At 73.1% G+C, this 22,100-nt stretch carries 20 protein-coding genes and 1 pseudogene; 11 read left to right on the top strand and 10 right to left on the bottom strand.

Annotated features, from left to right (window positions below; all coding sequences use genetic code 11):
* Window positions 1-24: 24 nt before the first annotated feature.
* Both ACTRO_RS33135 and ACTRO_RS33130 read right to left on the bottom strand, forming a co-directional pair.
* Complete coding sequence (locus ACTRO_RS33135) at window positions 25-714, bottom strand: MSMEG_4193 family putative phosphomutase (protein ID WP_034269552.1); 690 nt, start codon at window positions 712-714, stop codon at window positions 25-27.
* 10 nt (window positions 715-724) lie between these two features.
* On the bottom strand, window positions 725-1,765 hold the full coding sequence (locus tag ACTRO_RS33130; protein WP_034269549.1) for an LLM class F420-dependent oxidoreductase: 1,041 nt from the start codon (window positions 1,763-1,765) through the stop codon (window positions 725-727).
* 189 nt (window positions 1,766-1,954) lie between these two features.
* Between ACTRO_RS33130 and ACTRO_RS33125 the strand changes: the two genes are divergently transcribed.
* The 3 genes from ACTRO_RS33125 to mtnA all read left to right on the top strand — a co-directional run bounded on the left by ACTRO_RS33125 (window position 1,955) and on the right by mtnA (window position 5,939).
* Window positions 1,955-2,929 carry an aldo/keto reductase gene (locus tag ACTRO_RS33125; protein WP_034269546.1) on the top strand — a complete coding sequence of 325 codons (975 nt, stop codon included), beginning with the start codon at window positions 1,955-1,957 and terminating at the stop codon, window positions 2,927-2,929.
* A gap of 5 nt (window positions 2,930-2,934) precedes the next feature.
* On the top strand, window positions 2,935-4,827 hold the full coding sequence (locus ACTRO_RS33120) for a helix-hairpin-helix domain-containing protein (RefSeq protein ID WP_034269543.1): 1,893 nt from the start codon (window positions 2,935-2,937) through the stop codon (window positions 4,825-4,827).
* A gap of 62 nt (window positions 4,828-4,889) precedes the next feature.
* Window positions 4,890-5,939: an S-methyl-5-thioribose-1-phosphate isomerase gene (mtnA, locus tag ACTRO_RS33115; RefSeq protein ID WP_034269540.1), complete on the top strand. Its 1,050-nt coding sequence runs from the start codon at window positions 4,890-4,892 to the stop codon at window positions 5,937-5,939.
* A 15-nt stretch (window positions 5,940-5,954) separates the two neighbouring features.
* Here mtnA and ACTRO_RS33110 read toward each other — a convergent pair whose 3' ends face one another.
* A complete protein-coding gene (locus ACTRO_RS33110; protein ID WP_157436581.1) occupies window positions 5,955-6,653 on the bottom strand; it encodes a hypothetical protein in 699 nt (232 codons plus the stop codon).
* Window positions 6,654-6,919: 266 nt separating this feature from the next.
* Between ACTRO_RS33110 and ACTRO_RS44260 the strand changes: the two genes are divergently transcribed.
* A complete protein-coding gene (locus ACTRO_RS44260; RefSeq protein ID WP_051451753.1) occupies window positions 6,920-7,393 on the top strand; it encodes a DUF3817 domain-containing protein in 474 nt (157 codons plus the stop codon).
* Between the two features lie 59 nt (window positions 7,394-7,452).
* Window positions 7,453-8,349, top strand: coding sequence for an SURF1 family protein (locus ACTRO_RS33100; RefSeq protein WP_034269538.1), 897 nt, complete (start codon window positions 7,453-7,455; stop codon window positions 8,347-8,349).
* On the opposite strand, the gene ACTRO_RS33095 is transcribed toward ACTRO_RS33100, so the two are convergent.
* Genes ACTRO_RS33095 through ACTRO_RS33085 form a run of 3 tightly spaced genes read right to left on the bottom strand, consistent with a single transcriptional unit; the run spans window position 8,338 to window position 10,971 of the window.
* The gene (locus ACTRO_RS33095) at window positions 8,338-9,156 is read right to left on the bottom strand and encodes an ABC transporter permease (protein ID WP_034269536.1); all 819 of its coding nucleotides are present in this window, start codon (window positions 9,154-9,156) and stop codon (window positions 8,338-8,340) included. The two genes, ACTRO_RS33100 and ACTRO_RS33095, sit on opposite strands and share 12 nt — an antisense overlap.
* Before the next feature lie 14 nt (window positions 9,157-9,170).
* Window positions 9,171-10,007 (bottom strand): ABC transporter permease, encoded by an 837-nt coding sequence (locus ACTRO_RS33090; protein WP_034269533.1) that lies wholly within the window; start codon window positions 10,005-10,007, stop codon window positions 9,171-9,173.
* Between the two features lie 4 nt (window positions 10,008-10,011).
* Complete coding sequence (locus ACTRO_RS33085) at window positions 10,012-10,971, bottom strand: ABC transporter ATP-binding protein (RefSeq protein WP_034277803.1); 960 nt, start codon at window positions 10,969-10,971, stop codon at window positions 10,012-10,014.
* A gap of 137 nt (window positions 10,972-11,108) precedes the next feature.
* Here ACTRO_RS33085 and ACTRO_RS33080 point away from each other — a divergent pair, with 137 nt between their 5' ends.
* Window positions 11,109-12,065 carry a glycosyltransferase family 2 protein gene (locus tag ACTRO_RS33080; RefSeq protein ID WP_084316696.1) on the top strand — a complete coding sequence of 319 codons (957 nt, stop codon included), beginning with the start codon at window positions 11,109-11,111 and terminating at the stop codon, window positions 12,063-12,065.
* Between the two features lie 105 nt (window positions 12,066-12,170).
* On the opposite strand, the gene ACTRO_RS33075 is transcribed toward ACTRO_RS33080, so the two are convergent.
* Window positions 12,171-15,104, bottom strand: coding sequence for a YfhO family protein (locus tag ACTRO_RS33075; RefSeq protein ID WP_034269530.1), 2,934 nt, complete (start codon window positions 15,102-15,104; stop codon window positions 12,171-12,173).
* A 47-nt stretch (window positions 15,105-15,151) separates the two neighbouring features.
* Window positions 15,152-16,255, bottom strand: coding sequence for a glycosyltransferase (locus ACTRO_RS33070; protein ID WP_034269528.1), 1,104 nt, complete (start codon window positions 16,253-16,255; stop codon window positions 15,152-15,154).
* A 107-nt stretch (window positions 16,256-16,362) separates the two neighbouring features.
* Here ACTRO_RS33070 and ACTRO_RS33065 point away from each other — a divergent pair, with 107 nt between their 5' ends.
* Window positions 16,363-17,430: a lysylphosphatidylglycerol synthase transmembrane domain-containing protein gene (locus ACTRO_RS33065; protein WP_169739983.1), complete on the top strand. Its 1,068-nt coding sequence runs from the start codon at window positions 16,363-16,365 to the stop codon at window positions 17,428-17,430.
* Between the two features lie 50 nt (window positions 17,431-17,480).
* Complete coding sequence (locus ACTRO_RS33060; protein WP_051451751.1) at window positions 17,481-18,413, top strand: SURF1 family cytochrome oxidase biogenesis protein; 933 nt, start codon at window positions 17,481-17,483, stop codon at window positions 18,411-18,413.
* Here the strand turns inward: ACTRO_RS33060 and ACTRO_RS33055 are convergent.
* Window positions 18,387-19,310: a hypothetical protein gene (locus ACTRO_RS33055; RefSeq protein WP_034269525.1), complete on the bottom strand. Its 924-nt coding sequence runs from the start codon at window positions 19,308-19,310 to the stop codon at window positions 18,387-18,389. The two genes, ACTRO_RS33060 and ACTRO_RS33055, sit on opposite strands and share 27 nt — an antisense overlap.
* Before the next feature lie 237 nt (window positions 19,311-19,547).
* Between ACTRO_RS33055 and ACTRO_RS49990 the strand changes: the two are divergent.
* The 3 genes and pseudogenes from ACTRO_RS49990 to ACTRO_RS33045 form a co-directional block, all read left to right on the top strand.
* Window positions 19,548-19,895 (top strand): annotated as a pseudogene (locus ACTRO_RS49990) (transposase); the annotation flags it as partial.
* A 109-nt stretch (window positions 19,896-20,004) separates the two neighbouring features.
* Window positions 20,005-20,142: a hypothetical protein gene (locus ACTRO_RS47660; RefSeq protein ID WP_157436579.1), complete on the top strand. Its 138-nt coding sequence runs from the start codon at window positions 20,005-20,007 to the stop codon at window positions 20,140-20,142.
* Window positions 20,143-20,272: 130 nt separating this feature from the next.
* The gene (locus ACTRO_RS33045) at window positions 20,273-21,070 is read left to right on the top strand and encodes an SGNH/GDSL hydrolase family protein (protein ID WP_051451749.1); all 798 of its coding nucleotides are present in this window, start codon (window positions 20,273-20,275) and stop codon (window positions 21,068-21,070) included.
* Here ACTRO_RS33045 and ACTRO_RS33040 read toward each other — a convergent pair whose 3' ends face one another.
* Window positions 21,071-21,889 carry an enoyl-CoA hydratase/isomerase family protein gene (locus ACTRO_RS33040; RefSeq protein ID WP_034269522.1) on the bottom strand — a complete coding sequence of 273 codons (819 nt, stop codon included), beginning with the start codon at window positions 21,887-21,889 and terminating at the stop codon, window positions 21,071-21,073.
* Between the last annotated feature and the right edge of the window lie 211 nt (window positions 21,890-22,100).

Genomic DNA, 22,100 nt, shown 5'->3' with positions numbered 1-22,100 from the left:
CATAGGCTTACCGTACAACGGATCTCAGCCGCCGACTCCCGCGCCGCCGCCGACCGGCGCGTCCCCGGCCGCGCCGGCCTCCGGGGCCGCCTTGCGGATCAGGGCACTCACATCTCCGCCGAGGTCGTTGACCCGCAGCACGGCCGGCCGGGTGCCGTGGTAGCGCACCACGGTCAGCGAGCACGGGTCGATCTGCACCCGCTGGAACAGGTCCAGGTGCATGCCGAGGGCGTCGGCCGCGATCGCCTTGATCACGTCGCCGTGCGAGACGACGGCGTAGGCGCCGTGCTCGCCGAGCTTGGCGTTCCAGGAGCGCACCGCGGCCACGGCCCGGGCCGAGACCGCCGCCAGCGACTCGCCGTCCGGGAAGGACGCGGCGGCCGGGTGCGCCTGCACGGTGCGCCACAGCGGCTCCTCGGCCAGGGACTTCAGGGTCCGGCCGGACCAGCTGCCGTAGTCGCACTCGGTGAAGCGCTCGTCGAGCTCGAACAGCGTCTCGGGGCGGGCGGCCAGCAGCGGCTGCGCGGTCTGCCGGGTGCGCTCGAGCGGGCTGCTCACCACGGCGTCGAGCGGGACCTCGGCCAGGCGGGCGGCGAGGCGCACGGCCTGGTCCCGGCCGAGCTCGTCGAGGTCGATCCCCGGCGTGCGCCCGGCCAGGACGCCCGCCGTGTTCGCGGTGGAGCGCCCGTGTCGAATGAGCAGGACAGTGGTCATCGAACCCAGATTACGCCTCGGCGTCAACCAGGCGTGCCGCCGTGCCCAGGGCGGCCAGGCGCTCGTCCAGGGTGGCGGCGAACGGACTCAGGCTCAGCGTGGTCACCCCGGCGGCCTCGAACTCCTTCATCCGCCGGGCGATCCGCTCCGGGGAGCCGAGCAGGCTGGTGGCGTCGACGAACTCGAGCGGCACCGCGGCGGCGGCGTTGCGGTGCTCCCGGGCCAGGTAGAGCTCCTGCACCTGCTCCGCCTCGCGCTCGAAGCCCATCCGGCAGGCGAGCTGGTTGTAGAAGTTCTGCTCCCGGCTGCCCATGCCGCCGATGTAGAGCGCGGCGTACCAGCGCACGAGTTCGGCGGCGCGCTCCACGTCCTCCTCCACCACGATCGGGACGGTGGGCACGACGTCGAACCCTGTCATGGTCTTCCCGGCCTTGGCGCGCCCGGCCTCGATCGCGGCCAACTGCTCTTGCGCGAAGGCCGGGCTGTAGAACACGGCCAGCCAGCCGTCGGCGATCTCGCCCGCGAGTTCCAGGTTCTTCGGGCCGACCGCGGCGAGGTAGACCGGGATGCGCTCGCGCACCGGATGCACCGTCAGCTGGATCTTCTTGCCGGGCCCGTCCGGCAGCGGCAGCTGGAAGTGCTTGCCCTGATACTCCAGACGCTTGCGGGAGAGCGCGAGGTCGACGATCTCGACGTACTCGCGGGTGCGGCCGAGCGGGGCCTGGAAGCGCACGCCGTGCCAGCCCTCGGACACCTGCGGCCCGGACACGCCGAGGCCGAGCCGGAACCGGCCGCCGGAGAGGGAGTCGAGGGTGGCGGCGGTCATCGCGGTCATCGCCGGGGTGCGCGCCGGGATCTGGAAGACGGCCGAGCCGACGTCGATCCGCTCGGTCTGCGCGGCCACCCAGGCCAGAACGGTGGCCGCGTCCGAGCCGTAGGCCTCGGCGGCCCAGCAGACCGCGTAGCCGAGGCGGTCGGCCTCGCGGGCCAGGGCCAGGTTGTCGGCGTCGTTGCCGGCGCCCCAGTATCCGAGGTTCACGCCCAGCTTCATCGGCGGCGTACTCCTTTGCGGTTCACGTGTTCGCGGTCGGATGCCCACACTACTCGCTGGTAACTTCAACCGACAGCCCCGATCCGGCCTGCGCCGATGCGTACGCCGAACGGGTAGGTGGGCGATGACCCGTCCGCCGGACGGGTGACACCCTCACGTCTTGTCCGCCGCAGTCGGTAGATTGCGGGCATGGAGCAACGGCATCTGGGGCACACCGGGCTGCGCGTGACCCGGCTGGGCCTGGGCACGATGGCCTGGGGCCGGGACACGGACGAGGGCGAGGCGGCCGACCTGCTCAAGGCGTACCTGGACGCCGGGGGCAATCTGGTGGACACGGCGGACGTGTACGGCGACGGCGAGGCCGAGGCGCTGCTCGGCCGGGTGCTCGAGGGGATCAGGGACGAGGTCGTGATCGCGACCAAGGCCGTCTCGGTGCCGCACACCGAACGCCGGTTCGACGCTTCGCGCCGGCACCTGCTCTCCGCCCTCGACGCGTCGCTGGCCCGCCTCGGCACGGACTACGTCGACGTCTGGCAGCTGCACGCCTACGACGAGCTGACGCCGATGGAGGAGACGCTGGCCGCCCTGGACATCGCGGTCAACTCCGGCAGGGCGCGGTACGCGGGCGTGGCGAACTACTCCGGCTGGCAGCTGGCCTCCGCGGCCTCCTGGCAGCGCGCGGTGCCGGGGCGGGCGCAGATCGCCTCGGTGCAGATGGAGTACTCGCTGCTGCAGCGCGGCGTCGAGCGCGAGGTGGCCCCGGCCGCGCGCGCCCTCGGCGTCGGCCTGCTGCCCTGGTCGCCGCTCGGCCGGGGCGTGCTGACCGGCAAGTACCGCACCGGGACGCCGTCCGACTCGCGGGCGGCCTCGGACCGGTTCGCCGGTTTCGTCGAGCCCTACCTCACCCCGGAGGCGCGCCGGATCGTGGACGCGGTGGCCACCGCGTCGGACGGGCTCGGCGTGGCGCCGCTCGAGGTGGCGCTCTCCTGGGTGCGCGATCGGCCCGGGGTGGTGGCGCCGATCGTCGGCGCGCGCACCCCGGCACAACTGCGCGGGGCGCTGGCCACCGAGGATCTGTTGCTGCCTCGGGAGATCCGCTCCGCTTTGGACGATGTGTCGGCGCCTGCCGTCGGCTACCCGGATGACGGTTGGAACAGGGGATAGCGAGGATGTCGGAACAGGGAGGGACGCGGGACGAGGCTCCGCTGGGGCCGGAGGTCTCGCGCTGGCTGGCCGAGCAGGGCGCGCCGGCCGGGTTCGCCCGGTCGCTGCGCGCGGAGCTCGGGGCACAGGCCGACCAGCTGCTGGCGGAGAACCCGTGGCTGGTGCTGGAGTTCCCGCAGGTGCGGCCGGAGTCGGCGGACGAGCTCGCCCGCGGGCTGCTCGGCCTGGCCGGCCGGGACGAGGTGGCGGCCGACCCGCGGCGCGGCCGGGCCCTGGTGGGCTGGCTGCTGGCCCGCGCGGCGCGGCGCGGGGATACGGCGGTGGGCGCCGACACGGTCGTCCAGGAGCTCAAGGGCCTGGGCGTGCCGGACCCGGTCGGCGCGGTGGCGGACGCGGTGGAGCAGGGCGCGGCGCTGGTCTTCGCGGACCGCGTGGCGATCCGAGCGGCGCAGGAGCAGGCCGAGCGCGAGCAGGACGACGACGAGGACGCCGACTTCGAGGCCTTGGACGCCGGCGACGACGACGATCCGGCGGCCATGCTCGCCGGCCCGTACACGTTGCTGGCGCTGGATCAGTGGGCGTTCCTGGAGCAGTCCGCGGCCGAGGCGGCGCAGCGGCTGCTGGCCACGGCCACACCGCTGGACGGCGAGGCGGTCGCGGTGGCCGCGGTCGAGGCGGTGCCGGGCGGCCAGGCGACGATAGAACGGGTCCGGCGGGTGGTCGAGGCGGTGGCCGAACAGGGCCTGACCCTCGTGACCGGCGGCTCGGCTCTGCTGCCGGGCCAGGTGGCCGCGGCCTTCCCCGGCGCGGTGCTGGCCAGCCCGAGCCCGGCCGGGCTGCGCACGCTGGCCGAGGAGGGCTTCGCCGCGCTGGACCTCCGGGCGCTGGCCGAGCAGGTCGACCGGTACGCCGAGGCGCCGGTGATCGTGCTCGCGGACGCTCAGCTGATCCCGCTCGAGCTCGGCGCCAACCTGCTCGAGCTGCTGCCGGACGGCGCGCACGTGGCGCTGTGCGGAGATCCGGCCACGCTGCCGGCGGCCGGCCCCGGCCGGCTGCTGCGGGACCTGCTGGAGATCGACGACCCCGAGTTCGGCGGCGCGGTGCCGCGGGTCGAGCTCAAGGCGCGCCCGAGCGGCCCGCTCACGGCGCTGGTGGACGCGGTCCGCTACGGCGGCCTGCCGCCCATGGAGCTGCTCGGGGACGGCCAGTCCACCGAAGTGAAGATCATCCCGGTGCGCGACCCGGGCGAGACCCGGCTGCGCACGGTGCAGCTGGTGACGGACTCGATCCCGCGCGCGCTCGACCTGCGGGGCGCGCAGATCCAGGTCGTCGCGCTGCGCGAACGCGGCCCGGCGAGCGCGGAGGACCTCAACGCGGCGCTGAAGGAGCGGGTCAACCCGGGTCCGGGCGTGTGCGCCGGACTGGACACCGGAGACCGCGTCGTGGTGCGCGAGGGTGCCGGCCTGGCCGGGTTCGGCCTGCGCGGCGGCGAGACCGGGATCGTCTCGGCGGCCGACGCGCAAGGCCTCACGGTGCGCTTCGACCCGCCGCACGGCGTCGCGCCGGACGAGCCGGACGGCCCGGACGTCGTCGAGGTCGAAGACGGCCCGGGCGAGCCGCTGGAGCTCTCCTTCGACGCCGCGCAGGCCGGAAACCTGCGCCACGCCTGGGTACTGACGCTGCGTGAGGCGCAGGGCGGGCACTGGCCGGCCGTGGTGGCGGTCATCGACGGCGGCTCGGCCGCGGCGCTGACCCGGGCCGCGGTGCTCGGCGCGTTCGTGCCGGCGCTCAGTCATCTCTCCGTCGTACACGGGGCCGGACGCGCGCTGGCCGAGGCGGTCGAGAAGCGGCCGCACTCGCCCAGCCGCACCCGGCTCGCGCAGGCCCTGAACTCCTGATCGCACCCTGATCTCCCCCGCGCCCGCCTCGAGCGCCGGCCGGGGATCCGGAAGGTTGAGACATGCCAGAGGATGATGACCTGAAGGTGCGCCCGGTGCGCTGGCAGGACGGCCTGGTGCTGATCGACCAGACCAGGCTGCCGGGCGAGCTGCGGCACGTGCGGATCGAGGACGTGGACGCGCTGATCGAGGCGATCCGCAGCCTGGCCGTGCGCGGCGCGCCGGCCCTCGGCGTGGCCGGGGCGTACGGCGTCGCGGTGGCGCTGCGCCAAGGTGCCCGGGAGGGCTGGGACGGCGGCCGGGTGCTCGAGGCGGTGGAGCGGATCCGGCATGCCCGCCCGACCGCGGTGAACCTGGCCCGCGGCACGGACCGGGCGGCGGCCCGGCTGGCCGACGGGGTCGACGCAGTGCTCGAAGAAGCCGCGGCGGTCGCCCGCGAGGACGTGGCGGCCAACCGGCGGCTGTCCGAGCTCGGCGCGGACTGGCTGCTCGCCCGGATCGGCCACGACCGGCCGCTGCGCCTGGTGACGCACTGCAACGCGGGCGCGCTGGCCACCGCGGGCTGGGGCACCGCGCTCGGCGTGGTGCGGGAACTGCACCGGCGCGGAAGGGTCGAGCTGGTCTACGTCGACGAGACGAGGCCGCTGCTCCAGGGCGCCCGGCTCACGGCCTGGGAACTCGAGCAGGAGGGCATCGCGCACCTGGTGCAGGCGGACTCGGCCGCCCCGAGCACCATTCTGTATCAGGGAGTGGATGCAGCCGTGGTCGGTGCGGACCGGGTCGCGGCCAACGGCGACACCGCCAACAAGATCGGCACCCTCGGCGTGGCGCTGGCCTGCGCCCGGGCCGGGGTGCCGTTCATGGTCGCGGCCCCGACCACGACCGTGGACGCGGCCACGCCGGACGGCTCGGCCATCCACATCGAGCTGCGCGACCCGGACGAGGTGGCCGGCTTCGGAGCGGCCCGCACCGCGCCCGCGGGCTCGGCCGGGTTCAACCCGGCGTTCGACGTCACGCCCGGCACGCTCGTCGATGCGCTCGCCACGGAGCTCGGCGTGGCCGAGGTCTCCCGGGGCGAGCTGCCCGGGCAGCTCTGGAGCGGCTCGCTCTGAGCCCGGGGCCGGGCCTCAGCTGAGCAGCGTGTCCTCGGCCTCGAGCTCGTCGTCCTCGTCCTCGTCCTCATCCACCTCGTCGTCGTCCTCGTCCTCGTCGAGCACGTCGTCGCGGTAGAGCAACAGCTCCTCGTCCACTTCGGAGAACGGGTCGTCGTGCCAGCCCACGACGCCCTCGGGGTCGGCCGCCACCACCCACATCGTCGAGTCGCCCGGCTGCAGGCCGAGCTCCTCGGCCCGATAGGCGATCTCGTCCGCGTCGTAGGCGTCGAAGATGTCGAGCAGGGCACTGCGGGTGGTGGTCGTCTCCGGGTCCACGCCCTCCGCCGCCGTGCGGGCCGCCGCGGTCAGCGCGTCCGGGTCGGCCACCAGGTAATCCCGGCGGATGAACACCGAGAGCGCCTCGATCTCGTCCGGCCCCGCGTAGTCCGGCGCCGCCTCGCCCATCACCTCGAACGGGGTCACCTCGTCGTGCACGGCGTAGAGCAGCTCGTCGTACGCCTCCGCGGCGGCGGCGAGCGCGTCGAAGGCCTCGAGCACGGCCGGGTCGAGCTCGTCGACCCGGGCCTCCACCGCGCGCAGGTGCGCGTCGATGGCGGCCTTGAGCGTCTCCGCGGCCTGACGGACCTCGGCTGCGGTGGCGGTACCCGCGGGAGACGCGGGAGGCGGCGTGGCGATCGGCGGCTGTGTGACGGACGGCGGCGTCTCAGGCATGGCACGACGGTATCCGACCGACGTGTCTGTTGGCATCTCCAATGGCGCGGCGACATCGCGTCCTCGGCCGGGCTCGCGGCCGGGCGCGCCGGGCGGATCCGGGCCCGGTCCGGCCGCGGGCCGGTCGGAGCCGGTCCGCCGGGCCCGCGCCACCCCTGGCGCGGGCGACGCGGACAGGTGGCGTTACCCTGCTGAACGGAGAAAATTCCGATCTGTTGACCCTGCCGACCCGCCCGGCAGCCCGACGCCACCGAGGTTCGCCCGCCATGACCGACATCGCGCCCAGCGCTCCCCCGCGCGTCGCCTTCGCCTCCCGCCCGCTGCTGATCAAGACCTACGTCGTGCTGGCCTGGATCACCGGCACCGCGATCACCGTCCTCGAACTCGTCGCCCTGCCGCTCAAGTGGTGGGCGCACTCCCCCGGGCTGGGCAACGGGCTCGGCCTGGTGCACGGCATGGGCCTGTACCCGCTCTACGTGGTGGTGTGCCTGGTCGTGGCCTTCCGCTACCGCGTCTCCATCCCGCACATGGCCGTGATGGCGCTGGCCGGCCTGCTGCCGTTCGCCTCGCCGGCGGTGGCGCACTGGACCCTGCGGCACATCGACAAGCGCGACGCGGAGAAGGCGGCCAAGGCGGCGGCCCGGGCCCGGTCCAAGGCCAAGCGGCCCGGGCGCCCGACCGTCCCCGGCCAGGCGGCCGCGGACTCGGCGGAGCCGCAGGACGTCGCGGCCGGGTCCTGAGCCGTGCCACCCCGGTGGTCCCGGCGGCGCGGTCGAGGCGGATACTGGCTGACGTGTCGATGTCCGAAGCCCCGCCCCGGCTCACGCCGCGGGACCTGCGCCGCCCCGGCTGGCTGGCGGCGCACGCGGGCATCGTCCTGCTCGCGATCGCCTTCGCTCTGCTCGGTCGGTGGCAGTGGGACGTCGGGCACAAGGTGGCGCCGCTGACCACGGCCCAGCTGGCCGCCTGGCGCACCCCCGAGCCGGTGGGCTCGGTCATCACCGCCTCCTCGGGCCTGAACGGCACCGAGGTCGGCCAGGCCGTCTCGGTCACCGGCACCTACGACTCGGCCCGGCAACTGCTCGTGCCCGGCCGCAGCCTGGGCGGCCGGAACGGCTATTACGTGCTGGCCCCGCTGGTGACCGGCACGCACCAGGCGCTCGTGGTCAACCGCGGCTTCCTGCCTTCCGCCGGCGGCGGCGAGCCCGCGGTGCCGGCCGCGCCGGCCGGGCGGATCTCGGTGACCGGCTGGGCGGCCGAGCCGGAGTCGACCACCGGCGAGGTCAACGCCAACGGGATCACCCAGCAGCAGCAGACCGGCGCCGCCACGGCCGCGAACGAGATCCAGTTCATCTCGCCCGCCGCGCTGGTCAACCTGTGGCCCTACCAGCTGCCGGACGCCTACGTCACCGCCACCGACTCCGCTTCGCTGGCCGGAGGGCTGATCCCGATCCCGGCGCCGCTGCCGCAGCACGGCACCACCTGGGACCTGCTGAACGTCTGCTACGCGTTCCAGTGGTGGCTGTTCATCGTCATCCTCGGCTCCTGGTACGTCGTCTACCTGCGCCGCGAGCTGCGCCCCCGCCCGCTCGGCGCGGACGAGGACGAGGACTACGCGGGCGACCTGGACGACGACGCGGACGCGGAAGAGACCGCGGACCGCGCCGCGCCGGCCACGGCCGGCTCAGCTGAGTAACAGCCGACCGAAGCGCCGCGCCGCGATCCACAGGCCGAGCGCCGCCAGCACGGCCAGGTAGAGCGCCCGCAGCGCCAGCGCGGGCTCGACCACCCCGAGCATCAGACCCCGCACGATCTCGATGCCCTGATACAGCGGCGTGGCCTCCACGAACAGCTGCAGCGGGCGCGGGTAGACCCCGAGCGGGAAGAACGTGGTGGAGAACAGGAACATCGGCATCATCATGAGGTTGACGAACTCGAAGTCCTGCCAGGAGCGCATGAACGTGGCCAGCGCCATGCCCAGCCCGGCGAAGCCGAGCCCGATCAGCAGCGCGGCCGGGACGGCCAGGATCGCCCAGGCCGAGGTGAGCACGCCGAAGAAGGCGACCACGACGGTGAACGCGACCGCGTACATGCCGCCGCGCAGCAGGCACCACACCAGCTCGCCGAGCGCGATGTCCGGGGCCGTCAGCGGCGTGGCCAGGATCGCGTCGTAGACCTTGCCGTATTTGAGCCGGTGGAAGATGCCGAAGGTGGAGTCGTACATGGCTCCGTTCATCGCGGCGGTGGCCAGCAGCGCCGGGGCGACGAAGGAGACGTACTTGATCGGGGAGCCGTCCGGGCCGGTGACGTCCGGGATCAGCTTGCCCAGGCCCACACCGAGCGAGAGCAGGTAGAAGATCGGCTCGAAGGCGCCGGTGAACAGCAGCAGCCACATCCGCCGATAGGCCGTCAGGTTGCGCTCCACCACGTGGCCGGAGCGGCGGGTGCCGAAGGCGCCGGGCCAGCGCGGCGCGACGCGGGGTTGCAGGGCGAGCGAGGTCACGTCGGGTCTCCTGGTCAGCGGTCGAGGTAGAGACGGCGGCGGAAGTTGCGCAGGGCCAGCCACACGCCCACGGCGAGGAAGGCGCAGAGGTAGCCCAGGTGCAGCAGCGCCGAGCCGAGGTCGACGGTGCCCAGGGTCAGCTCCCGGCACAGCTCCACCCCGTGCCACAGCGGGGTGGCGAACGCGACCGGCTGCATCCAGCCGGGCAGCTGCTGCCACGGGAAGAAGGTGCCGGAGAACAGGAACAGCGGCGTCATCACGAAGCGGAAGACCACGTTCAGCGGCTGGTCGCTGTCCAGCGTGACCGTGTAGGCCATCATCGGGAACAGGAACGCGGCTCCGGTCAGCACCGCGGCCGGCAGCGCCAGCCAGGCCCAGCCGGAGCGCATCGTGCCGAAGCCGGCCATCGCGGCGAAGAACACGGCCGACAGGGCCGCGATCCGGATCAGGCCCTGGATCGCGGTGCCGAACATGATGTCCTGCGGGCGTTGCGGGGTGTTGACCGCGGCCCAGTAGTTGCCGAACCACTTGAGGCTGCCGAGGATCGGGAAGGCGGCCTCGAAGATGCCGTTCTGCATGGCCGTGGCGGCCAACACGCCCGGGGCGATGAAGGAGAGGTAGCTCACCCCGCCGGGCAGGTTGCGGTTCTGGTCCACCAGCGTGCCGATGCCCACGCCCATCGCGGTCAGGTACATCACCGGCCCGAACACGGCGGTGGCGACGGTGCCGCGCCAGGTGCGGCGGAAGAAGGTCAGCCAGTAGCGCGCCTGGCGCAGGCTGAGCACCAGCCCGCTCGGGGCGGGCGGTACGGCGGCGGCTGCCGGGACGGGGGCCTGGTCGAGAGCGGTCATCGGCTCAGTCCACCAGCGTCCGGCCGGTCAGATGCAGGAAGACGTCCTCCAGGGTGGAGCGGCGCACCAGCGCCGTCACCGGTTCGAGGCCGCGCCTGCGCACCTCGGAGAGCGCGCCCTCGCCGTCCTCGGCGTAGACCAGGACCCGGTCCGGCAGCGGCTCGATCCGCTCGCCGAGGCCCTGCAGCTTCTCCGTCGCCTGATCCCGCTCGCCGAGCTCGAAGCGCAGCTCCAGCACGTCCCGGGTGGCGTAACGCTCGATCAGGTCCCGCGGCGAGCCCTCGGCCGCGATCCGGCCCTTGTCCATCACCACCAGCCGGTCGCACAGCTGCTCGGCCTCGTCCATGTAGTGCGTGGTCAGGATGAGGGTGGTGCCCTGCTGCTTGAGCCGGTAGAGCCGGTCCCACACCACGTGCCTGGCCTGCGGGTCGAGTCCGGTGGTCGGCTCGTCCAGAATCAGGATCTCCGGATCGTTGATCAGCGCCCTGGCGATGGTCAGCCGGCGCTTCATGCCGCCGGAGAGCGGCTCGACCTTGTCCCCGGCCCGGTCGGTGAGCTGGACGAACTCCAGCAGGCGCTCGGCCCGCTCCTGGATGACCGCCCGCGGCAGGCCGAAGTAGCGGCCGTAGACGTGCAGGTTGTCGCGCACCCGCATCTCCGTGTCGAGGGTGTCCTCCTGCGGCACCACCCCGAGCCTGGCCCGGATCTGCGGGCCCTGAGTGTCCGGGTCGAGGCCGAACAGGCGCAGCCGGCCGCCGCCGACCGGCGAGACGCAGCCGATCATGCGCATGGTGGTGGATTTCCCGGCGCCGTTGGGTCCGAGGAAGCCGAACACCTCGCCGCGGCGGACCTCGAAGTCGACCCCGGCGACGGCGGTGAAGGGTTCGCTGTTCTTCTTAGTGAACGTCTTGACCAGGCCTTCGGCCTCGATCAATATGTCGGGTGGCAAATGAGAAGCGGGCACCCGACCGACGCTACCGGTGACCTCCGACACCCGGCTAACCATTAACCTTGGGGCGGTACGCTACCTCCGCAGCGCCTCGGGATGCTTTCTCGCGCTGTTGTCAAGGTGCTCCCCGCAAGAGAGACGGAAACAGGTTCATGCTCCTGACCGAGCAAATCCCAAGCTCAGATCCGGTCGTCAAGACCGAGGATTCCGTCACCGAGAGTCGGGTGGACGTCACCATCGTGCTCCCCTGCTACAACGAGCAGGACCACGTGCTGCTCGAGATCGAGCGGGTGAGCAAGGCACTGGACGAGAGCGAGTTCAGCTACGAGCTGCTCGTGATCGACGACGCCTCCACCGACAACACGCTCGAGGTGCTGCGCAAGGCCGCCACCGAGTACCCGCACATGCGCCTGGAGCCGTTCCAGCGCAACGGCGGTACCGGCACGGCCCGTCGGATCGGGACCCAGATCGCCCGCGGCGAGATCGTCGTGTGGACCGACGCGGACATGAGCTACCCGAACGAGCGCATCCCCGAGATGGTGCGGATCCTGAAGGACAATCCCCGGATCGACCAGGTGGTCGGCGCCCGGACCACGGAGGAGGGCACCCACAAGCTGCTGCGCGTGCCGGCCAAGTGGATGATCAGGAAGATCGCCGAGCGTCTGATCAACCAGAAGATCCCCGACCTGAACTCGGGCATGCGCGCCATGCGGCGCCAGGTGGCCCTGCCGTACCTGCGGCTGCTGCCTCCCGGGTTCTCCTGCGTCACCACGATCACCATGGCGTTCCTGGCGAACCAGCACGACCTGCACTACATGCCGATCGATTACGCGAAGCGTGCCGGCAAGTCGAAGTTCAGGTTCGTCAAGGACGCGTACCGCTACATCCTCCAGGTGCTGCGGATGGTGATGTACTTCAACCCGATCAAGGTGCTGCTGCCGCCCGCCCTGTGGCTGATCGGCATCGGCATGGTAAAGGCGATCGTCGACCTGTCCCTGCACCCGTTCAAGATCGCCGAGGACACGATCCTGCTGTTCCTCAGTGGTCTGATCATCGCGTCACTGGCGCTGCTGGCGGACCTGATCGTCCGCTCCCGCGGCGAGAGCTGACGGCCTGATCGCGGCAGCCGTCAGGGCCCCGGGGAGAGATCCCCGGGGCCCTGACGTTTCTCCGTTCGCGCTGCGACGCGGTGGAGGCGCCTGCGCCGCTCCGCCTCAGCCGGCCCGGCGGCGTCGGCGTCGGCGGATCCACCAACCCTCGCCCAGCACGGCCGCCACCAGCCCGACCAGGGTCACCCCGGACACCGCGAGGCCGAGAGCGGCGTGCGGCGGGGCGTACGTCAGCGTGACCACGTGCTTGCCCGCCGGAACGGCGATGGCGACCACGCCCTGGTCGGCCGCGCGCAACCGGGCGGCGGCGCCGTCCACGGTCGCCTTCCAGCCGGCCTGGTCGGAGTCGGCGACGACGAGGTACCCGGCGCCCTCCGCGTCCACCGTCGCGCTGACGGTGGTGTCGCCGTCCTCGTCGACGGTCACGGACGCCGGGGAGCCGGAGGCGGCCGGCGCGTCATCCGAGAGCACGACCTCGTTCGCGCCGACGGCGCCGGAGGCCAGCAGGCCCAGCCGCTGGCTCTGGTCGGTGACGACGGTCGACTGTGAGGCCCAGCGGATCCGCGGCTGCGCGTCGAGCCGCTGGTAGATCGCTGAATCCTGCACGTGGACCAGGCGCAGGCCGTCGTCCTGGCCGGCCACCGCGTCGACGGCGGCCTTGCCCTGATCCGCCTCCACCGTCAGCGGCTGCGCGCCGTGCCAGGTGATCGTGGCCGTGAGCGCGGTGCCCGCGGCGACGGAGTCGGCCGCGACCGGGACGTCGAACTGGCTGCCCGACTGCATGCCGGTGGCAAGGCGATCGGTGTGCGCGACCGTGCCGGAACCGTCGTGCACGACGACGTCCAGTGAGTCGTCCGGGCCGAGCGCGAGTGTGCCGGCGGGCGTGATCCCGACCCCGCGCAGCGGCCCGGTGACCGGCACGGCGACGGTCACCGGCTGGTTCGGCTGAAGTGTCAGGGTGCTGCCGTCCATCGTCGCCAGGACCGGTTCGCCGAAGATCGGATCGGACAGCGCGGACACCCAGTACTCGGCGCCGAGCTGGTCCAGGATCGGACTGGTCGCGGTGGCCTGCTCGGCCGCGAAGTCGATGTAGGTCTCGTACTGGATCGCGGCGTACGGCACCGCGTCGATCATCGCGGCGAAGGCCTTGTCGATGAAATTGTGGCCGTTGACCGCGCGCACCGGATACGCGCTGTTGGTGCCGAAGACCATGCCGGTCGAGGTCGAGGCATACCGGTCCTCGCCCAGGTTGCTCATCAGATAGGCGTGTGTGTCGGTCACCGGATAGAACGTGGAGACCGGTGAGCGCGGGAAGAACTGCGTGACGAAGTTCGTGCTCTGCCACGCCAGCAGCACCGGCAGCACGGCCGCCGCGGCGAAGCGGGTGGAGCGCCATACACCCGCGGCCTCCAGCGACGGCCCTTCGGAGCGCCCGGTGCGCCAGAGCACGCCGACGCAGGCGAGCGCGCCGAAAGCGAACAGCGCCGCGTACAGCGCCTGGTGCACGAAAAGGTTGACCGCGGCGGCGTGGCCGATCGCCGTCGCTCCGGTCGTGCTCGCCTCGTCGAAGCCCACGGCCAGCGACGCGACCGCGATGCCGAACGCGACGAAGGCGACCGTGGCGGGCCACCACGGACGCAGCCGGTGCGCGGCCGCCACGACCCGTTCGCGGCGGCGGGCCACGACGTCGAAGCCGATCGCGACGAGCACGGCCAGCAGGAAGCCGAGGATGCTGCGCGAACGGCCGATGAAGTTCTGGCCGAACAGCGCGCGCGAGACCGTCGTGTCCTGGAGCACCCGGAGCGGAAGGCCGCCGATGTAGAGGAGCTGCAGCCAGACGACCACGCCGGCCGCGAAGAACGTCCACACGCTGCGCGGCAGCAGCGGCCGCGCACGCCACGGCAGCGCCAGCGCCACCAGCACGAGCACGACCGCCGCCGCGCCGAGGTAGTCGACGGACTCGACGGCGTTGGAGGACAGGTAGTAACCGCGGTACTGCGGATTGCCGGTGCCGAAGATCCACGGTGCGACCGTGGTCAGCACCGAGGTCGGCATCAGGTGCTGGTCAGAGGTCTGGCTGCGGCCGATGATGAGCCAGGTCTTCATGAGCCCCTGGAACGGCAGCAGCTGGAACGCCGTCAGGCACGCGCCCGCGATGATCCCGCCGAGCACGCCGGCGCCGCCGAGCACCGTCCGGCGCAGCCCCTCCGCGCCGCGCACCGCCAGCAGCCGGGCGAGGGCGTAGCAGCACACCGTCACGCCCGCGTACCCGGTGACCGAGGGGAACCCGCCCAGCAGCATCGAGGCGACCGGCACCGCGATCAGCACCGCGTCCCGGATCCGCCGCGTCTGCAGGAAGCGCTCGACCGTCCAGAACAGCGCCGGGATGAACGCGGCGGTGCGGGTCTGCGGGAAGTCCACCCACATGACCATGAAACCGCTGCCGGCGAAGGCCAGGCCGCCGAGCATCCCGGCCACCCGGGAGAGCCCCAGCCTCCTGAGGAACAGGAAGCTGCCGCCGGCCCCGCAGATGAGGATGAGCAGCTGCGTGTACGCCGGGCCCATCCAGGTCGGCAGCACGTAGTACGGCACGGTCAGCGGCGAGAGCAGCGCGTCGTCGGGCACCGAGCCGAGCGCGCCGCCGCCGTCGCCGTTCGGGTCCGAGCCGGCGAAGTGCCCGTGTTCGAGATCCGCCTTGAACAGGATGGTGCCGGGGATCATGGAGGTGTACGTGTCGTACAGCAGGGCGTTGCCGCCGGACGAGTCGTCGAAACCGGCCTGCGGGTACGGCCCGGACTGTGTCAGCGTGCCCGTCGCGCTCAGCGAAGACGTGCCGAACAGCGGGCCGCCGATGCCCCACAGTGCGAAGAGAGCCAGAGCCAGCGCGGCGACGACGCTCAACGGCCGCGGCCGGCGCAGTCGTGACCGCCACGCGGACGGGGTCGTCGGCTCGGGTCGGAGGGTCTCTGGTTCGCCTGCCAGGTCGCTGCCCACGCCCCCGGAGCCGAGGTCGCGCATGCCGCCGGTTTCGCCGGTCAAGTGTCGTTCCAGTCGGATCGCAGGTACAGGAATCGGCCGGGAGCCGGTCACGCGCCCAGCCGAGCGGTCAAGGGTTCGACCACGGCCGAGCAGCCGAATCGGTCTCGCGCCGCGGCTCGCGCCTGTTTGCGGGCCGCGGCCAGCCGGGCCGGATCCCCGGCGAGTCCGCGCAGTTCGGCCGCCAGCGCCTCCGCGTCGCCGGGCGGCACGAACAGGGCCGCGTCGCCCAGAGCCCGGCGCTGCGGCGCGGTGTCGGAGGTGACGACCGCGCAGCCGGCCGCCGCACCCTGGAAGACCTTGTTCGGCACCACGCGCAGCGCCTTGGGGCCGGTTCCGAAGATGCCGAGACAGACGTCGTGTTCAGCCACCAGGGCGGGCAGCTCGGTCGAGGGCACCCAGTCGATCCAGGTGACCGGGCAGCCGCCCTCGGCCGCCGCGCGGGCCGCCGCGAACTCCTGGCCGCGGCCGATCATGGTGGCCTCCACCTTGACGTCGCCGAGCAGGCCCAGCGCGGCGCCGATCACCGGAGCGCCCTGCAGCGGCGTATAGAGGCCGAAGAACGCGACACGCAGCGGGCCCTCGAGAGCCCGCTCCGAGTCGGCGTCCTCGGCCGGAGCCGCGGCGAACCAGTCGTCGGGAGCGCCCACCTGCACCACCACGCCGCGCGAGCGGTGCTCGTCCGGCAGTGTCTCGAGGTGCTCCTCGGTGTCGACCACGACGACGTCCGCGCGCTTGAGGGCGCCGGCGTCGATGGCCCGCAGCAGCTTGGTCTTGACCCCGCCGCCGGAGATGTTGCGGTCGCGCGCGGTGTCACTCGCGCCGATGAGGTGGTCGAGCACGATCGTCTTGCGGCGGAAGAGAAGCCGGGCCAGGCGCACGTCGAAGTGGCCCATGTAGCCGACCACCACGGCGTCCGGCTTCGGCGCCCGCCGCGCGGTCCGGGCCAGGCGCAGCCAGGTGGAGCCGAGCCGGCCGAAGAGCACCGGCAGCCGCCACGGCTGGGACAGGATGGCCACGCGGTCGGCCGTGTCCAGGCCTAGCGGCGCGTTGCATTCGGTCACCTCGTGTCCGTACGCACGCAGCCCTTCAGCCAGGACGCCGACCCGGGGGTGCGCTGTCACATCGTAAGTGCCGAAGAACAGAATCCGCATGGCACGACACAGTAGGGCATCCAGTTGAACGGACCGTGGCCGTTCGGCGCGGCGGCCGTACGCGAGCGCCGGAGGTGCGCTCAGCCGAAGCGCGTATGCTTCCGACCATGCCTGACCCCCGCACCAAGCAGGCGCCGCTTTCCGCGCCGGCCGCCCAGGACGACGCCCCCACCGCCGCCGGGAAGGCCGCGAGCAGCGGCCCGGCCTGGCGCAAACTGCTCGGACGAGCGATGGGCGCGCTGGAGAGCCGGACGTTCAAGATCTGCTTCGGTGTGGGGATGGTGGCGCTCGGGATATGGGCCGTCATCAGCAAGTGGTCCGGGTTCAAGAGCGGCCTGGACCAGATCGGCCCCCTCGCGGTGCTCGAGGCGCTGGCGTGCGTCGTGGTCGGCCTGCTGTTGAACATGCAGGTGTGGCGCGGGCTGCTGTCCGCCTCCGGATCGGCCCTGCGCGTCCGGGCCGCGTCGCGGGTCTACTTCATCGGACAGCTCGGCAAGTACGTGCCCGGCTCGGTCTGGCCGGTGCTCACGCAGATGGAGCTCGGCCGCGCCTACAAGGTGCCGCGGGAGCGCTCGGCCACGGTCGTGATCATCGCGATGACGATAGGGCTGGCCTCCGGTCTGCTGGCGACGCTGGTGGGCGTGCCGTTCATGGACGGCGGCGAGGCCGGGACCTACTGGTGGGCGTTCCTGTTCATCCCGGTCCTGCTGGTGATCCTGCACCCGCGGGTGCTCAACCCGATCCTCGACCGCGGCCTGCGGATCATCGGCCGGCCCGCGCCGGAGCACCCGCTGACGCTGCGCACGCTGCTGATCGCGCTCGGCGTGAACGTGCTGGCCTGGTTCGCCAACGGCCTGCAGATCTGGGTGATGGCGACCCGGCTCGGCGCGAACGGCGGCCACGTGCTGCTCGTCTCGGTCGGCGCGTACGCCTTCGCCTGGTGCGTGGGCTTCCTGATCGTCATCGCCCCGGCCGGCGCCGGCTTCCGCGACGCGATACTGGTCGCCACCCTCACCCCCCTGCTGAACGGGCGCACCAGCGAGGCTCTCGCGATCGCGGTGGTCTCCCGGCTCGTGACGATCATCGCGGACCTGCTCGGCGCGGCCGCCGCGGGCGTCTTCGCCGTGCACGCCGCGGCGGCGCCGACGGGCGAGGCGGACCCGGCGACGCGCTGACGGCGGGGCCGCCGCGTGGGCGCCCGGGCGCACGTTGTACGGTCGATCCCGTGCGTTCGTACCGTTTCGCCCTGACGCCCCGGTGGGTGGCCTTCCACGTGCTGGTCTGGCTGCTGCTGATCCCCGCCTTCATCGGGCTCGGCTACTGGCAGCGCACCCTGTGGAAGGACCGCGCCGACTCGCAGGGGCTGGTCTACGCCAAGCTCGACGCCAAGCCCGCCGCGCTCGGGAACGTCGACCCGCTCGGCCATTTCGTCACCCAGCAGCAGCAGTGGGTGGCGGTGACCGTCACCGGCCACTACGACACCGCGCACCAGTTCGCGGTGCGCAACCGCTCGCAGAACGAGAACGCCGGCTGGTACGTGGTGACCCCGCTGGTGCTCGACGACGGCTCGGCCGTGTTGATCAACCAGGGCTGGATCGCCACCTCCAACAGCGACGTGCCGAGCACCGCGATGCCGACGCTGCCGCCGGTGCCGAGCGGCACGGTCACCGTCACCGGCTGGCTGCAGCCGGACGAGACCACCGCGAACACCCGGATCACCGACGACACCGCGAAGCTGCCGACCGGCGAGATCGCCCTGATCACCAAGCCGGACCTGCAGAGCCGGGTGGCCGACCCGCTGCACGACGGGTCGATCCAGCTGACCTCGTCCAGCCCGGCCAACACCGCCGCCGCGGCCGCGCAGCCGGTGCCCGGGCCCAGTTACGACAACACCATGTACATCGCGTACATGATCCAGTGGTGGGTCTTCGCCATCGTCATGCCGATCACCTGGCTCAAGCTGCTGCACCGCGAGGCGCAGGAGCGGCTGGCCAAGGAGCAGGCGGCGCTGGAGGAGGACTGGGACGATGACGAAGACGAAGACGACGAGGACTGGGAGGACGACGACGAGGACGAAGACGTCCCCGCCGTCCCCGCCGAGCCGGTGGCCGCGGGCGCGGCTGCGGGCGCGTCAGAGTCCCGGCAGCCGGGCGAGTAAGGCCTCGAACTCCGGCGTGGGCAGGATCCGCGCCGTCTCCCCCACCGCGTCCACCGGGAGTACCGTCACCGAGCCCTCCCGCCACCAGTAGAGCTGGTCGGTCAGCGGCCCCGGCGCGGTCTCGAACTGGCGCCAGGCCAGGCGCAGCAGCGCGCCGGCCGCGGCGACCGCCTCGGTGGTCTCGATCGGGTGATAGGCCAGCAGGTGCCGGTGCGGCAGCACCACCAGGGCGCCGTTCTCCGCGGCGGCGTGGCCGTCGCGCTCGAGGTATTCGCAGAGCCAGAACACGTGCGTCGGACAGTACGGCCCGGGTCCGGCCAGCACCGTCACGTTCGCGCCGTCCACGTTGAGCCGCTCCGGATCCAGCGCGCCCTGCCGGCGCACGTTCTCCCGCGCCGCCGCGAACACCTCCGCGCTCGGCACCGCCCAGGTGCCGGCCTGCTCGGCGGCCAGCAGCCGGCCGCCGCCCTGCGGGGTTTCGCAGAGCACGACTTCGGTCAGCCCGGGCAGGGCCGGCCGGGCCAGCGCGCCCGCGGTCGCGGCGGCGAGCTGGGCCGGCAGCAATCGGGAGCGCAGCGGCGCCGCCCACGGGGCCACCGCCTGTACGGCCGCCTCGTCCGCGCGCTCGGCCTCGGCCAGCCAGTCCGCCACGGCCTGCTCCACCAGGTCCGGCCAGTCCGCCTTGGCGCCGCGGGCCATCCGGGCCCGCAGCGACGCGACGTCGATGGTCCGGCCCGGGCGCATCGCCGCGTCCCGGTGCAGTTCCAGCCGTTCCGGCGCGGCCACCCGCCAGCGCAGGCCGCGGCCGCGCAGCTCCACCTCGAGCAGGCCGAGGAGGGCGGTGGCGACCGGGTCGCCGAAGGGCCAGGCGGCGGTGTCCCGGGCGGTGTAGGGCATGTCGCGCAGTGTAATCGGTCCGGACGGGCGTGACCCGAACGGGGGATCCGCCGTTGTAGAGGCGTGCCCGATGCGTACGAGACCCCGCTAGCGTCCTCGCTGTCCCGCTCGGCCGCCGCGCTGTGCGGTCCGCCGCCCGCCCCGCTCCGTCCGCGCGCGCCGCGCGGGCCGGCCGGCCTCGCCCCGGGCTCGCCCAGCGGGATCGGCGCCCCGGCGCTCGGCAGCGGGCTGCCCAAGGTGCCGCGGCCGCGGCGCAGCGAGCCGCCGCAGCGCGACCCGGTGATCACCGACGAGCTGTGGGCGCTGATCGAGCCGCTGCTCCCGGTCCGCACCCGGCGCCGGCGCTACCCCGGGCGGATGCCGCTGGACGACCGGGCCGTGCTCACCGGGATCCTGGTGGTGCTCGCGCGCGGGATCGGGTTCGAGCGGCTGCCCAAGGAACTCGGCCTCGGCAGCGGGATGACCTGCTGGCGCCGGCTGCGGGACTGGCAGCAGGCCGGGGTGTGGCCGGCCCTGGCGCGGCTGCTCGCGGAGTCGCTGCCGGAAGGGCACCGGATCGACTTCCGCCGCGTCGCCGCCGACGCCGGCCCGGACACCCCGGTCACCCGCCGGCCCACCCCGCCCCGGGCCAAGCAGCCCTCCGCGGTGGCGGCCGAGTTCGGGATGACGCTGCTCCGGTAGCCATGCTCGAGCCATGACGACTGGTGATCAGACTACTGTGACGGCGGCGGCGGTGCGCGAACACGTCGACGCCTTCAACGCGGGCGACGTGGACCGGCTGATGGCGCCGCGATCGACGGGCTGCGGCCGCATCTGGCCGTGGCCCACGTGATCGCCGACTTCCGGCTGCGCGACGGCCTGATCGTCTCGGCGAAGGTGTACCGGAAAGGCAGCGCGGAGCTGTCCTGACTGCTCGCCACCCCGTGGACGGCCGAGCCGGGGCCGACTGGTTGAATGACTAGGTGAACGAGCAGATCCGGATACCCGACCCCGTCCGCAGCTTCGTCGCGATCGGCGACTCGTTCACCGAGGGCCTTGCCGACGACCGCGGCGACGGCGTGTTCCGGGGCTGGGCGGATCTGGTGGCGCAGCGCCTGGCGCGGCGGGAACCGGGGCTGCGGTACGCGAATCTGGCCGTGCGTGGCAAGCTCATCGGGCAGATCCGGGCCGATCAACTGGCTCCGGCGGCGGCGATGCGCGCGGATCTGGTGAGCCTGGCGGGCGGACTCAACGACATCATGCGCCCGGGCTGCGACCTCGACGCGGTGTGCGAGCACATCACCCGCTGTGCCGAGACGCTGGCCGCCTCGGCCGGGCTGCTGGTGCTGTTCCACCCGATCGACGTGCGCGCCCGGATGCCCTCGGCCGCGCGGCTGTGGCCGAAGGTGGCCCGGCTGATCGAGGTGGTGGACCAGCTCGCCGCGCAGCACGGCGCGGTGGTGGTGGATCTGGCCGCGGAGCGGGTGTTCGACGACGCGCGGCTGTGGGCGCCGGACCGGATCCACCTGACCGCCGAGGGCCACCGGCGGGTGGCCGAGGCAGTGCTCGAAGCCCTCGGGTTCGAGCCCGAATCCGACTGGCGCGCGCCGCTTCCGGCCGCGCCGGCCCGCGGGCCGCTGGCCCACCGGGCGGCGAAGTCGTGGTCGGACGCGCGGTGGCTGGTGGGATTCCTCGCGCCCTGGATCAGGCGGCGGCTGACCGGGCGCTCCTCGGGCGACGGGATCGAGCCCAAGCGCCCGGAACTGACCCCGGTGGGGTGATCAGCGGCCGGCCAGAGCCCTGATCCGGCGCACCTGGGCCGAGCGCTCGGCGGCGCGCTGGGCGTCGTAGTCCCGGTCCACCGCGCCCTGCACCAGCGCCTTGGTCTCGATCAGCGCGTCCCGGTCCGCGGCGAGCAGTTCGCGCACGAACACCTCGGCGTCCATGGCCAGCTGGTCGGTCCGGCACACCCGGTTGACCAGGCCGAGCCGCTCGGCCTCGGCCGCGTCCACCCAGCGTCCGGTGGAGCAGATCTCCAGCGCCCGGGCCGGACCCACCAGGTCCACCAGCGGCTTGGTTCCGCCTAGGTCGGGCACCAGGCCCAGGGTGATCTCGCGCATCGCGAAGCGCGCGTCCTCCGCGGCGATCCGCAGGTCGCAGGCCAGCGCCAGCTGGAATCCGGCGCCCACCGCGTGCCCCTGCACCGCCGCGACCGTGATCAGGTCGGGGTTGCGCCACCAGGTGAAGGCCTCCTGGAAGGCCTCGATGGTCAGCTCCGCGTCCGACTGCCCGGCGTCCGCCAGGTCCAGCAGGGTCTTCGCCCCGCCCACGCCGCCGATCAGCACCGTGCGGTCGAGCCCCGCGCTGAACGAGGGCCCCTCGGCCCGCAGCAGCACCGCGCGCACGCTGCCAGGCAGGGCCCGGCCGACCTCGGCCAGGTGCCACCAGGTGCTCGGCGTCATCGCGTTGCGCTTGTCCGGCCGGTCCAGCACGACCGTGGCGAGCTCGCCGTCGATCCGCAGCCGCACCCCGGCCTTGGCCGCGGCGGCCGCCTTGGCCTCGGGCCACGCCTCGTCCGTGGCAGTGTTCGAACTGGTCATGGCGGCGCCCCTCGTCCCTGCGGTCCCTGCCGGCCCTTTCCGGCCGGCTCCACGGACTTTACCGTACGGTAGTGATCAGCCCGCGCGCCCCCGGGCCCGCCACCCGCCGGCGGCCCCGGCCGCGCCCCGTGACGCGGGTGCGTCACGGCGCCGCGCGCCCGGGGCCGCCGGATCGCTTCCGTCGATTTCCTTCGGTACTGCTCGCCGTGCT

This window comes from Actinospica robiniae DSM 44927 (assembly GCF_000504285.1).
GTDB classification, from domain to species: Bacteria; Actinomycetota; Actinomycetes; order Streptomycetales; family Catenulisporaceae; genus Actinospica; species Actinospica robiniae.
Note: the sequence above shows the minus strand (reverse complement) of the source record. Positions and strands in the feature narration are given on the sequence as shown.

What these genes read in the sequence shown, in the direction of transcription:
- ACTRO_RS33135 (WP_034269552.1), bottom strand. Translation starts at nt 714, where the DNA reads ATGACCACTGTCCTGCTCATTCGACACGGGCGCTCCACCGCGAACACG.
- ACTRO_RS33130 (WP_034269549.1), bottom strand. Translation starts at nt 1,765, where the DNA reads ATGAAGCTGGGCGTGAACCTCGGATACTGGGGCGCCGGCAACGACGCC.
- ACTRO_RS33125 (WP_034269546.1), top strand. Translation starts at nt 1,955, where the DNA reads ATGGAGCAACGGCATCTGGGGCACACCGGGCTGCGCGTGACCCGGCTG.
- ACTRO_RS33120 (WP_034269543.1), top strand. Translation starts at nt 2,935, where the DNA reads ATGTCGGAACAGGGAGGGACGCGGGACGAGGCTCCGCTGGGGCCGGAG.
- mtnA (WP_034269540.1), top strand. Translation starts at nt 4,890, where the DNA reads ATGCCAGAGGATGATGACCTGAAGGTGCGCCCGGTGCGCTGGCAGGAC.
- ACTRO_RS33110 (WP_157436581.1), bottom strand. Translation starts at nt 6,653, where the DNA reads ATGCCTGAGACGCCGCCGTCCGTCACACAGCCGCCGATCGCCACGCCG.
- ACTRO_RS44260 (WP_051451753.1), top strand. Translation starts at nt 6,920, where the DNA reads ATGACCGACATCGCGCCCAGCGCTCCCCCGCGCGTCGCCTTCGCCTCC.
- ACTRO_RS33100 (WP_034269538.1), top strand. Translation starts at nt 7,453, where the DNA reads ATGTCCGAAGCCCCGCCCCGGCTCACGCCGCGGGACCTGCGCCGCCCC.
- ACTRO_RS33090 (WP_034269533.1), bottom strand. Translation starts at nt 10,007, where the DNA reads ATGACCGCTCTCGACCAGGCCCCCGTCCCGGCAGCCGCCGCCGTACCG.
- ACTRO_RS33080 (WP_084316696.1), top strand. Translation starts at nt 11,109, where the DNA reads ATGCTCCTGACCGAGCAAATCCCAAGCTCAGATCCGGTCGTCAAGACC.
- ACTRO_RS33070 (WP_034269528.1), bottom strand. Translation starts at nt 16,255, where the DNA reads ATGCGGATTCTGTTCTTCGGCACTTACGATGTGACAGCGCACCCCCGG.
- ACTRO_RS33065 (WP_169739983.1), top strand. Translation starts at nt 16,363, where the DNA reads ATGCCTGACCCCCGCACCAAGCAGGCGCCGCTTTCCGCGCCGGCCGCC.
- ACTRO_RS33055 (WP_034269525.1), bottom strand. Translation starts at nt 19,310, where the DNA reads ATGCCCTACACCGCCCGGGACACCGCCGCCTGGCCCTTCGGCGACCCG.
- ACTRO_RS47660 (WP_157436579.1), top strand. Translation starts at nt 20,005, where the DNA reads ATGACGACTGGTGATCAGACTACTGTGACGGCGGCGGCGGTGCGCGAA.
- ACTRO_RS33040 (WP_034269522.1), bottom strand. Translation starts at nt 21,889, where the DNA reads ATGACCAGTTCGAACACTGCCACGGACGAGGCGTGGCCCGAGGCCAAG.